The organism is Vibrio sp. HS-50-1 (assembly GCF_024747315.1).
Classification (GTDB): Bacteria; Pseudomonadota; Gammaproteobacteria; order Enterobacterales; family Vibrionaceae; genus Vibrio; species Vibrio diabolicus.
Genome location: NZ_JAMPZF010000024.1, coordinates 521,757 through 532,798 on the forward strand (window position 1 = coordinate 521,757; position 11,042 = coordinate 532,798).

Annotated in this window: 9 protein-coding genes; 7 read left to right on the top strand and 2 right to left on the bottom strand. The window is 43.4% G+C overall.

Features of this window, described 5'->3' with window-relative positions; translation table 11 throughout:
• Positions 1-144: 144 nt before the first annotated feature.
• On the bottom strand, positions 145-1,833 hold the full coding sequence (locus NDJ01_RS12000) for an NAD-dependent malic enzyme (RefSeq protein ID WP_005377977.1): 1,689 nt from the start codon (positions 1,831-1,833) through the stop codon (positions 145-147).
• A 213-nt stretch (positions 1,834-2,046) separates the two neighbouring features.
• Here NDJ01_RS12000 and NDJ01_RS12005 point away from each other — a divergent pair, with 213 nt between their 5' ends.
• The 3 genes from NDJ01_RS12005 to NDJ01_RS12015 all read left to right on the top strand — a co-directional run bounded on the left by NDJ01_RS12005 (position 2,047) and on the right by NDJ01_RS12015 (position 7,070).
• Positions 2,047-4,401 (top strand): helicase-related protein, encoded by a 2,355-nt coding sequence (locus NDJ01_RS12005; RefSeq protein WP_258586743.1) that lies wholly within the window; start codon positions 2,047-2,049, stop codon positions 4,399-4,401.
• 288 nt (positions 4,402-4,689) lie between these two features.
• Positions 4,690-5,067: a hypothetical protein gene (locus tag NDJ01_RS12010; RefSeq protein WP_005377965.1), complete on the top strand. Its 378-nt coding sequence runs from the start codon at positions 4,690-4,692 to the stop codon at positions 5,065-5,067.
• A 329-nt stretch (positions 5,068-5,396) separates the two neighbouring features.
• Positions 5,397-7,070: an alkaline phosphatase gene (locus NDJ01_RS12015; RefSeq protein ID WP_258586744.1), complete on the top strand. Its 1,674-nt coding sequence runs from the start codon at positions 5,397-5,399 to the stop codon at positions 7,068-7,070.
• Positions 7,071-7,148: 78 nt separating this feature from the next.
• On the opposite strand, the gene NDJ01_RS12020 is transcribed toward NDJ01_RS12015, so the two are convergent.
• Positions 7,149-8,252, bottom strand: a complete 1,104-nt coding sequence (locus NDJ01_RS12020) for a phosphoribosylaminoimidazolesuccinocarboxamide synthase (protein WP_053349529.1) — start codon at positions 8,250-8,252, stop codon at positions 7,149-7,151.
• Between the two features lie 1,187 nt (positions 8,253-9,439).
• Between NDJ01_RS12020 and NDJ01_RS12025 the strand changes: the two genes are divergently transcribed.
• The 4 genes from NDJ01_RS12025 to NDJ01_RS12040 all read left to right on the top strand — a co-directional run bounded on the left by NDJ01_RS12025 (position 9,440) and on the right by NDJ01_RS12040 (position 10,961).
• The gene (locus NDJ01_RS12025; protein ID WP_053349530.1) at positions 9,440-9,775 is read left to right on the top strand and encodes a hypothetical protein; all 336 of its coding nucleotides are present in this window, start codon (positions 9,440-9,442) and stop codon (positions 9,773-9,775) included.
• 69 nt (positions 9,776-9,844) lie between these two features.
• The gene (locus tag NDJ01_RS12030; protein ID WP_238966574.1) at positions 9,845-10,192 is read left to right on the top strand and encodes a hypothetical protein; all 348 of its coding nucleotides are present in this window, start codon (positions 9,845-9,847) and stop codon (positions 10,190-10,192) included.
• Between the two features lie 54 nt (positions 10,193-10,246).
• On the top strand, positions 10,247-10,591 hold the full coding sequence (locus NDJ01_RS12035) for a hypothetical protein (RefSeq protein ID WP_258586745.1): 345 nt from the start codon (positions 10,247-10,249) through the stop codon (positions 10,589-10,591).
• Positions 10,592-10,628: 37 nt separating this feature from the next.
• Positions 10,629-10,961, top strand: a complete 333-nt coding sequence (locus tag NDJ01_RS12040) for a hypothetical protein (protein ID WP_053349532.1) — start codon at positions 10,629-10,631, stop codon at positions 10,959-10,961.
• The last annotated feature ends 81 nt before the right edge of the window (positions 10,962-11,042 follow it).

The following is an 11,042-nucleotide window of genomic DNA, read 5'->3' on the forward strand; positions in this document are numbered from 1 at the left end:
ATCCTTAACTAAAAATGTAGTTCTCATCATATCTGATAGAAACAAAAAGAGAGAAGCCCATTTATGCCAAAATCTGGTTAGGATGATAAAAAAATAAAAGCCCCTACATGGTAGGGGCTAATTATTAAACGAATTGTCTCAAGCTTAGAACGCAGTGCGTTTGTAGCGGCGGTAAACAGGTTGCCAGAACGACTGTTCAATCGCCACGTTCAATGCTTCATCAGTAATTTCTAATGCGACACCTTGTTCAATTGCCTTTTTACCAACGGCAAATGCGATTTTTTTCGATACTAAGTGGATCTCTTCCAGTGGTGGAAGTAGTGCCCCACGACCGTTGATTGCTAGAGGAGAACATGTTGCTAGCGCGCGGCTTGATTCCATTAGCATCTCGTCAGTGACACGTTTTGCATTGACAGCAAGTACACCAAGGCCAATGCCTGGGAAGATGTAGCTGTTGTTACATTGTGCAATAGGGTAAGTGCGACCTTCATGAACCACTGGCTCAAATGGGCTACCTGTTGCAACCAGTGCTTCACCATTTGTCCAACGAATGATGTCGTTCGGTGTCGCTTCCACGCGGCTTGTTGGGTTAGACAGTGGGAAGACAATCGGACGCTTACAGTGTTTATGCATTTCTTCGATGACTTCTTGGCTAAATAGGCCAGGAGCACCAGAAACACCAATCAGTACCGTTGGTTTGGCGTTACGCATAACATCGAGGAGTGAGAAGCCATTTCCTTCATTTTCCCACTCTTTCGTATTGGTATGTTTCTGCACCAGGCGTTGTTGGAAATCAAGAAGGTTAGGCATGCCTTCTTGTAACAGACCCCAACGGTCAACCATGTAAACTTGTGAGCGAGCTTGCTCGTCAGAAATCCCTTCCGATACCATTTGTGCGATGATCGCTTCTGCAATACCGCAACCAGCAGAGCCTGCGCCTAGGAAGGTGATACGCTGTTTAGAAAGCTGAGTGCCTGCTGCTTTACAGGCGGCAAGTAGAGAGCCAACAGTAACGGCCGCCGTGCCTTGAATATCATCATTGAAGCAGCACACGCGATCTTTGTAACGCTCAAGAAGAGGCATCGCATTTTTCTGAGCAAAGTCTTCGAACTGGATCAAGGCATCAGGCCAACGGCGCTGTACTGCTTGAATAAACTCTTCTACAAATGCATCGTATTCTGCACCCGTAATACGAGGATGACGCCAACCCATGTACATCGGATCAGCTAAACGTTGCGGGTTATTGGTACCCACATCAAGCACGATTGGTAGCGTGTAAGCAGGGCTGATACCACCACACGCGGTATAAAGTGACAGTTTACCAATAGGAATACCCATGCCTCCGATACCTTGGTCACCCAAGCCAAGGATACGTTCGCCATCTGTCACAACAATCACTTTAACGTTGTGGTTTGCTGCGTTGTTCAGCAGATCGTCAATACGGTCACGGTTCGGATATGAAATGAATAGACCACGACCACGACGGTAAATGTTAGAGAAGTTTTCACATGCTGCGCCGACAGTTGGCGTGTAGATGATAGGCATCATCTCAGAAATGTGGTTTTGCACTAGGCGGTAATACAGTGTTTCGTTGGTGTCTTGGATATTACGCAGATAAATGTGCTTATCCATATCGCTTTCGAAACTCTTGTATTGCTGGTAGGCACGTTCCACCTGCTCTTGGATTGTTTCGGTAGACTCTGGAAGCAAGCCTTCTAAGTTGAATGAACTACGTTCTTCAGCAGAGAATGCACTGCCTTTGTTCAAAAGAGGGGTTGCTAAAAGAGCCGGACCCGCATATGGAATATATAGTGGGCGTTTATCGTTGTTCATTGGGTGCCTTATGTAGGGTTGAAGGATGCGCACCAAATTTTAACGGGTTCACTATTTAGTTGTAAACATGCGTTGATGCACATCAATGTAATGTCGCAAAAAAATTCAGATACCGACGAAAATATCGGCAATATTGGTTGTTTAGAGATACCTAAAGCAGGATTTTTTTACTTGGGTATAATGTTTTGCATCATCAAATCAAATCCAATTTCTATGTTTCAACTACCTATCGACAGCCTGCAAGCTGAGTTTGACCATCATGTAAGGCTTAACCATCTTGTGGTGGAAGCCGAAACCGGGTCGGGTAAATCTACCCGCTTGCCCATGTGGGCGGCAAAACACGGACGCGTTCTGGTTATTGAACCACGTCGAATTGCTTGTACCTCGCTGGCTGAATTTCTTGCGGAGCAATCTGGAGAGCCAATAGGTCGCAAAGTCGGTTACGCGATCAAGCTTCATGCCTACTTTGATGAAAAAACCGAAGTTGTATTTGTGACTCCGGGGGTTGCACTGCGTTGGTTTTCGGAAAACAAGCTAGCAGACTTTGATGTCGTGATAGTGGACGAATTTCACGAGCGACGCTGGGATATTGATCTATTAACCGCCATTTTGAAGCAAGAAAATCAACATCGATTGATCGTCACTTCTGCTACCTTAGAAGGCGAAAAGCTTGCTCGTTACCTGAATGCTAAGCGTCTGCGTTCGGAGGGACGTTGCTTTCCAGTCACGGTGACACATCGTTCTACAGACAGCCGCTATTTACCGAACAAAAAGGGATGTGAACAGGAGGTTGTCGGAGCGGTAAAAGAAGCACTGGAAGATGAAGATGGCGATATTCTTGTTTTCATGCCTGGACGCAAAGAGATCACCCAATGTGCTCAGATGCTACAAAGTTGTGGCGATGTCATGGTGGTTAAACTTCATGCCTCGGTCAGTGATGAAGAACGACATCGTGCGTTGACGGTACAAAAGCAACGGAAAGTCGTATTGGCAACCAATGTCGCAGAAACCTCTCTGACCATTCCTAATATCCGGGTGGTAATCGATAGCGGCTTAGAGCGCAGAACTGTACAACGAAATGGACGTACAGCACTGACGTTAACCAACATTTCTAAGGCCAGTGCCGCGCAGCGAATGGGGCGAGCAGGTCGCGTTACCGAAGGGGCTTGTATTCGTCTATATGGTGAGCACGCGCCTTTAGAGTTGGTGACACCTCCAGAATTACACAGAGAAGAGCTCGTCGAGCCCATGCTGGCAGCGGCTTGTTGTGGGTACCGTCTCTCAACACTCGATTTTCTCGACTCAATTCCAGAAAAGTCGCTAGAGGCATCTCATTCGACGTTGTTATCCATGGAAGCGATTGATGAGGATGGCAATGTCACGCAGCACGGGAGAAAAGTATATCCACTACCCATTGATGCACTGTTTGCCGATCTCGTTACCAGAATTCAAGCGAAGCCAGAGAAGGAAGCAATGATTGATTTGGCTGCCGCCTTATCTGTGCCTGCGCAGCTCTATCAGCGACAAAGTGGCGAAGTCGCTGAGCTTCTATCTCAAGAGGAACCATACGGATGTGATGCCTCTTTGCTTATCCGTTTGGTTCGGAGGGAACGACTTCCGGGCATTGTCATTGATGCCAGCGCACTCGAAGAGGCACAAGGTTTAGCGAAACAAATGCGAGAAGTATTTGAATTACCGGAACTTGACGTTGCCTCTCGATATAAACGTGAAGCGCTCTTTTTCTCCATCGCCTCATTACACCCTGAGCTTGTGTTTGTCCGACGAGCTCGTCGAAGAGATGCTCTAGGAAATGGCGTAGTCGAGATGCTGGTTGGGCGTAACAGCCGCTTTCCTGATAAAGAAGAAGTGGCCATTGTGCTAGATAGCCATAGCGTGCCAGGACGAGGCGTTAAGCAAACACTAAACCTCGCATCGGTCATGATGCCTATCCCGCTGACGTTGTTACGCGAACTTGAACTAGGGGAGTGGCAACAAGGCGAGACGAATTATGAAGAGGAGACCCCAAGAGCAACGATGCATTTGGTCTACGCCGGGCGAACAATCTGTTCTGAACATCAAGCGTTACAAGGTGATGTTGCTGTGCAGTCTATTGTCGAAATGATAGAAGATGAGACACTGTTACCAGGTTTTGCTTCTCAAAGAAAACAACAAATCCAACACTGGAAACTCTACAACGCATTGGGCCTTAATGTCGAAGGAGAAGAGGTTAACGACTTGGCCTCCTTGACATTTTCTATCTGGTTAAAGGATCAGTTGGAAACATTAGGCGTTGAAAATGTCGATGATATGGCGTTGTTTGAACCGGAAGACTTAACATTTAACGGTGTTCCAGAATGGGAATACGACGATTTCACGGAGCAGTACCCTTTAGAACTTTCGCTGCCAGAACTCCAACTGGATGTTGAGTATTACGCGTCTCGCAAGCTGGTACAGGTCGTTTATCGAGAGGGAAACCGTAAGGGGGACCCGAAGCGTTGGGAGTTGCCACGCTGGGCTGGTTGGAAGGTACAGTATAAAAAGGCCAGTCGAGTGATTGATGTGAAGTAGGTAGGCGGATGACGTTGTGACAAGAATTGATATTTTCTTGGTGAATCTATAATGATTTCATATTGATAGCGTTACTTACGTGTTGTTTTTAGTTTCTTAATTGAAATATTAATCAATTGAATGCTTATATATGGCGAAGCTGTACATCAGTTGTTACAAAGCTGGTTTTAATATTTCCTTTTGCATGTAAATTAGTGCATAAAAGACGAATGTTTTATATCCCATTGCTATATAAAAACAGTTGAACGATATTTGGTATATCTCATTTTCGAGTGTCGGGGGCATAGAATGGATCAACAAGGAAAGACGTGCATTGAATTCGACTACACTAGCTTTTTAGGGGCGACAGGTAGTAAAAAATGGACCTTCTTAGAGGCATTTGCCACCATCGCGCCTATTTTCGGTTTGATGTGGAAACAGAACATTGCGGAATTGAGCAAGCCTGAAGATCGGTTGTGGGATGCCGCATTAAAATCGATGTCTTCTCGTAAAAGTGATGAATCCAATTTGGTCCGCTTAACCCAGTTAGCTAAACATGAAGGGATCAATGAATTGCGAGTCGTTATGCCATATTCGCTCGATGTTCAGCAAATCGAGTACATAGAATCTCGCAGTCAGTTGAAGGTGGATACGTCAGAACAAGATGTCCTTAACATCAAGTTTTAGGCTGAGCATTTCCACTTCATCGATGTACCACTTAACAATAGTGCAATGAAAAGCGACCTCAAAGTAGGTCGCTTTTTTATTTTGAGGTTTTTGTCACAGGTCTTGGAAGTGTGATGAATATAGAGTATTTGCACTTAAATTAACAAAAATGTAACGTTTGGAAATGCAATTGTCATAACTAGCTTCTAACTTTGTGTTTTTAGGACAAATTACCGACTAAGTGGTTGGTACTGTAAGTTCGAATTAACGTCCCTTATTGGCACACAAGGATGATTGAGTCACCACGTCATTTGGGCATAAAAACAAACACAATAAGAAAGGAAGTCAATATGTCTTTGTCTCGTCGAGACTTTATGAAAGCTGCCTCTTCAACGGCGATTGTTACCGGGCTGGTGGGCTGTGGTAGCGATGCTAGTGAATCTGTTGCGGTTACCTTTGAGCACGGAGTGGCGAGTGGAGATCCTACTCAAACACAAGTAATCATTTGGACTCGTGTTACAACCTCAGCGAGCTACGCAGATGTAAGCTGGCAAGTTTCATCTAACGAAAATTTTACTGATATCGTGCAAAGTGGCACTTTTGCCACAGACACGAGCCGAGATTTCACGGTAAAAGTTGATGTTCAAAACCTCAAAGCAAATTCTCGCTACTACTATCGATTCATGGTTGGAGATGTCACTAGCGAAGTCGGGCAAACTCAAACATTACCAGAGGGTGGTGTAGAAAAGGCATCCATGGCCGTTGTTTCTTGCGCAAACTATCCTGCTGGTTATTTCCATGTGTATCGAGAGATCTTAAATCAACATGAGCAAGAACCGTTTGATGTGGTACTTCATCTCGGTGATTACATTTATGAGTATGGGGCTGGTGGCTACGCTAGTGAAGATGCTGAGGCACTAGGGCGAGAGCCAAGCAAAGGCACTGAATGCATTACCTTAGATGATTACCGAAAACGGTATGCGCAATATCGCCAAGATGCTGATCTGCAAGCGTTACATGCGAGCCTACCAATGATTGCAGTCTGGGATGACCATGAGCTTGCAAATGATAGTTGGAAAAATGGTGCGGAAAACCATCAAGAAGAGGAAGGCCGCTTTAATGATCGTCGTGCAGCTGCGGCTGCCGCGTGGACAGAATGGTTGCCCGTTCGTGAAAACACTTTCTCAAACATGCTGATTTACCGTCAGTTTTCGTTTGGAAGTTTAGTCAATTTGATGATGCTCGACACGCGACTTGTGGGGCGTGATAAACCGTTGGATTATTTCTCGCTCAGCTCACCAACGATGGAAGCTATTGGCGGTTTAGTTGCCCAGTCGCGCAGTCAAGACCGAGAGCTGTTAGGCGGTGACCAACTCGCTTGGCTGATGGATGCGTTCAGTACGCACGACGCAACTTGGAATGTGCTAGGGCAACAAGTGTTAATGTCTCGTATGGAGTTGCCAAGTTCGGTTATGACCGCGATGTTTCAATTGTTTACTGCCACTGAAGAACAAAAAACAGAGGCGTTATTAGCGGTAAACTCTGCGATTACGGGTTATCTCTCTGACCCAAGTTTAGATACCATTGCTTTGCCATATAACCTAGATGCATGGGATGGTTACTACGTTGAGCGAGAGAACGTTTATCAACTGGCCAAAGCCAGCAGTGGTAACTTTGTCTGTTTGGCAGGAGATACGCACAATGCATGGGCAAGTGAGCTTAAAGACGTATCTAAGCATCCTATCGGGGTAGAGTTTGCGACTAGCTCTGTGAGTTCCCCTGGGTTAGAAGCCTACCTCGCGTTAGACCCTGTTGCGATCACTCAAATGGAATACACGCTGCCGCACTTAGTGTCAGAATTACAGTGGGCAGACATCAAACAGCGTGGCTTTATGCGCGTTACTTTTACGCCCGACAAGGCAGAGGCGACCTGGTATTTCGTATCAACGATTAAAGACAAAACATATCAGGTGACGACCAAGTCAGCCTCTACAACAGATGGCACTACGTTAAATATCGGCTAAACTGAGCCTAATACGAAAAAAGTCCGCAAGCTAGTGCGGACTTTTTATTGGAAAGCATTTAGCAATCTAGCGACAGTGCTAGTCAATCAATCCGTATTCTTTGCTCAGAACTTCGATGATTTCCGCTTTCGGATTCTCACTCAAATGAATCGGCTTGCCTGTAATCTTCTCGGCAATACCAATGTAGGTGCTCGAAATCGCCATCAAAGATTCGACGGGTAAAGCATTATCACGAGCGAGTGCTTCACGCTCTGGCATACGTTCTTTGTTTAGCAAGATATCTGGGTCAGGGAAGTGGTTAAGTAGGAACTGCCGGAAACCTTCTTTTGAGTTCTCTACGATGTGACCTGCTTGGTACTCTTTAGCATCCCATATACGAGACGAGTCTGGTGTACCCACTTCATCCATGTAAATCAGCTTTTCATTGCCAGCAGCATCATGAACATAACCAAATTCGAATTTGGTATCGACAAAGATTTGGTCGATTTCTTCTAACGCTTGGCTGATAACGTTAAAGCCTTCTTTCAGCAATTTTTCGTAGAGTGCGATATCGTCAGCGCTTGAGAAGTTAAATGCTTCGTAGTTGTCTACGATGTTTTGACGAGTAATATTTACGTCATCCGCTTCTGGCACACCGGGAATGCCTTTTAGAATGCCTTTTGTGGATGGGGTCATTAGCAATTCTGGCAGTGCTTTGTCTTTTTCTAACCCTTCAGGAAGTTGGATTCCACAAAACTCGCGCTCGCCATTTGCGTAAGCGCGCCACATCGAACCCGTGATGTATTTGCGGCAGATGGCTTCGATTTTTACCGGTTTGGCTTTTTGTACAATCCAAACAAAAGGGTGAGGAATGTCTAGAATATGGCTATCTGCTAAGCCATTTTCTTTGAACAGTTTGAACCAGTGATTAGAAATCGCATTAAGCGCAGCCCCTTTACCCGGGACACCATTAAGACCACCTTCAGCATACCAAATACAATCGAATGCAGAGATTCGGTCGCTAATCACCATGATAGCCAAAGGCGCATCTGGAGCGACATCGTATCCTTTTTCTTTGATCAGTCGGGCGCTGTCTTCTTCAGTTAACCAGTAAACTGAACGAACTTTTCCACTATGAACGGGTTTATGGGTGCGAATTGGCAGGTCGTCATTGACGGCAAGTACTTGATTAGCAAGGCTCATTGCGACATTCCTATCATCTTAATCAAACGTCAGAAAGAGAAGATATTCAGCAAAATGTGGACGCTGAATAAATCGAATGTGGGCATCATACCAGAACTATTTTAACTCGCCAGAGAAAAAGCAAACGTTTGCCTTGTGCTGTGGGTTAATTTGTTACCAGTTGGCAAGAAAGTGCCTCATGATTCCATTAGTTAGAAGAATCTCCCGTATTGAAATAGTAATAACGGTTGGCGTGCGTCATTGTTAATCAGATTTCTAGCTAGGAGATAAAGACAAATAGAGCTTATTTCTAGATGAAAAATATAAGTTACAAGTTGATTTGGATTATTTTCAATATGGCGTAATGTATTTGGTTTTATTTTTTAAATCTAATTTAGATGTTTCTAATTTTTTCGAGTCTTAACTTTTATTAACAATAATCTTAATTGTGGCTGTAGATAGGCGTAAATGTGTTCTTAGTTACTATTGAAACCTGTGTTTTTGACAATTTTTTGACTTAATGATTTTATTTTTGATTTGAATGTGTAAAATAGCCCGCTATTTTAATGGTGTTCAATTTGGACAATAAGCTTGCCGATCGTCTAGTTACAGTATTTTAAAAAATAGAACATGGTGTAAGTAATGAGAAAATTATCTTTATTGTTTTTATCTATGCCTGTCTTTTCTGGCGCGTTTTCTAATGAAGCTGTACCCACTAGAATAGATATAGAGCGAGGTAATGGGTTTATGGTGTATGGAAACTTTGGAAATCCGATGAACTGTACTAACGAATGTTGATTTTTTAATCAAAAAACACACCCCCAGTACAGTGAAATTTACTCAACCATATTAGCGGCGTTTAATACAAAAAAGAGGATTAAACTTTATGCTCATTCTTGTAAATCAGTTGGTTGGTACTCTAAACCTGAGTTTACATATAACACAGTTACTCCAAATGGAACGGTGTATATCCTTAATTAGAGCCTACTTATAAGGATCAGGATTATTTATTCAACAAGTGAGGTAAAGGTTATCAAAAAAGCGCTAATTGTTACTTTATTATCAGGTCTATCATTTGCAAGTTATGGCAAATATACCTGTATAGGTGAGGTCAAAGGGTTGAGCATAACCCCTCAGACAGGTGATGTTTTAGTTGAGAAATTAGGGCCTAGATTAAATAACTGAGTGTTAGGTTTGGAAAGCTAGATATGAAAAACATCTTACTACTACTTTTATTATTTCCTCTGGCGGCGAGCGCAAGGTATACAGCAAACTTTTCAGGTGAAGTAAAAGCGGTTCTAACTTACCCAGGAAATACTATTATTCTGATCCGAGTCGAAGGTATGCCCGATTCTCACCCAAAGTGTACTTTGACTGATTATATGGCTATCGATCCGGCAATATCGCCGGAGTCCCGCCAGATCATTATGTCACGATTACTATTAGCATACTCAACTAAAGAGAAAGTAAACATCGGGTATGATAAAGAGAGCCATAAGGATTCTTGTGTTGGAAATCGCATGAGAGTACATCGGGTTGGCTAGAGAACCTGAAATCACAACATGTACGAATAGAAATATTGTTGCCCAAATTTCAAATCGAGGAGATACAACATGAGAACTTGGTTTTTAATATTGAGTATGACATTGGCAATGCTTACATCCTTTCATTCTGTTGCAGCTCCGGGGTGGTCAGGTAAATCTAAAATTTCCAGTATCTATGTACTTAATGAAACACAAGCACTAATTAAGCTCGCAAGTTTCCGAAATCCACACAATTGTGAAGTCATTTTAAGCGGGGATATCATTCTTAATCCACTTACCAATAAAACCTGGTTTACCGTTCTGTTATCTGCCCATATGGCGGGTAAAGAGGTGGATATATGGGTAAATGCAAGTTGCGATAAAACGCATTGGGTCGGACCAACGTTTGCGACCATCGGCCATGTGCGTCTTTTTTAACCTAGCCAAGCTGCGTTCGTAAAATCACAAACTCTAAAAGAGGAATAATGAAAAATGAATAAAATTGTTTGCCTTGTCGGTTTATTTATCTCTGTGGTGGCTTTACCGGCGTTTGCGGATACACATTGCAGAGGAAAGGTCAGTAATCTTGCTATCGGACGAGGAGGGACGGTGCTAGTCAGTGGTCCTGGAGGGTTACCAAGTGTATATCTTTGTAATGTAAAACATAAGACCAACAACGTAGAGGTCGAGAGTTGCAAAGCTATGTACAGCACGTTACTTGCTGCAAAATCACAAGATAAAGTAGTTAATATCACCTTTCTACCAAATATAGACTCGTGTTCGTCACTCAAGAGTTGGTCGGTGGCTAAAAATATAAACTGGGTTTTTGCGAGTTAATTAACTCAAATTTCAAAGAATAAAGGCAAATAAAATAATGAAAAAATGTCTACTGGCTATCGCTGTATTCGCGAGCTTATCTTCGTCTGCATTTGCAGTTAAATGGAAAGATTCGCCATATGTAGAAATCAAGAAACTTTACCCCAACAATGGAGGATTGAATTTTTATACGGAATATAAAGATGAATCTGTCTCTGCCTGCGATGGTGGTTACCGTTTTGATATTCCTGCTTCAGCACAAAATTACGATACGAAAGTTAGTGTGATAATGGCAGCCTTTATGGCGAAGAAAAAAATTCTTCTCAGATACGATGCAGAGCAAACTAAGAAATGTGCTGCTGTCGTCGATCGATTCTTGGTTAAACCCTAGAACAACGAAAAGTGTTATGAACCGTTACTTGCGGTGCATGTTAGCGCTGTTAGTCGGCCTGCCACAGGTATTTTCTGGGTC

Bases quoted from the DNA above. Each gene is read 5' to 3' on its own strand.
- NDJ01_RS12000 (WP_005377977.1), bottom strand. From the start codon at position 1,833: ATGAACAACGATAAACGCCCACTATATATTCCATATGCGGGTCCGGCT.
- NDJ01_RS12005 (WP_258586743.1), top strand. From the start codon at position 2,047: ATGTTTCAACTACCTATCGACAGCCTGCAAGCTGAGTTTGACCATCAT.
- NDJ01_RS12010 (WP_005377965.1), top strand. From the start codon at position 4,690: ATGGATCAACAAGGAAAGACGTGCATTGAATTCGACTACACTAGCTTT.
- NDJ01_RS12015 (WP_258586744.1), top strand. From the start codon at position 5,397: ATGTCTTTGTCTCGTCGAGACTTTATGAAAGCTGCCTCTTCAACGGCG.
- NDJ01_RS12020 (WP_053349529.1), bottom strand. From the start codon at position 8,252: ATGAGCCTTGCTAATCAAGTACTTGCCGTCAATGACGACCTGCCAATT.
- NDJ01_RS12025 (WP_053349530.1), top strand. From the start codon at position 9,440: ATGAAAAACATCTTACTACTACTTTTATTATTTCCTCTGGCGGCGAGC.
- NDJ01_RS12030 (WP_238966574.1), top strand. From the start codon at position 9,845: ATGAGAACTTGGTTTTTAATATTGAGTATGACATTGGCAATGCTTACA.
- NDJ01_RS12035 (WP_258586745.1), top strand. From the start codon at position 10,247: ATGAATAAAATTGTTTGCCTTGTCGGTTTATTTATCTCTGTGGTGGCT.
- NDJ01_RS12040 (WP_053349532.1), top strand. From the start codon at position 10,629: ATGAAAAAATGTCTACTGGCTATCGCTGTATTCGCGAGCTTATCTTCG.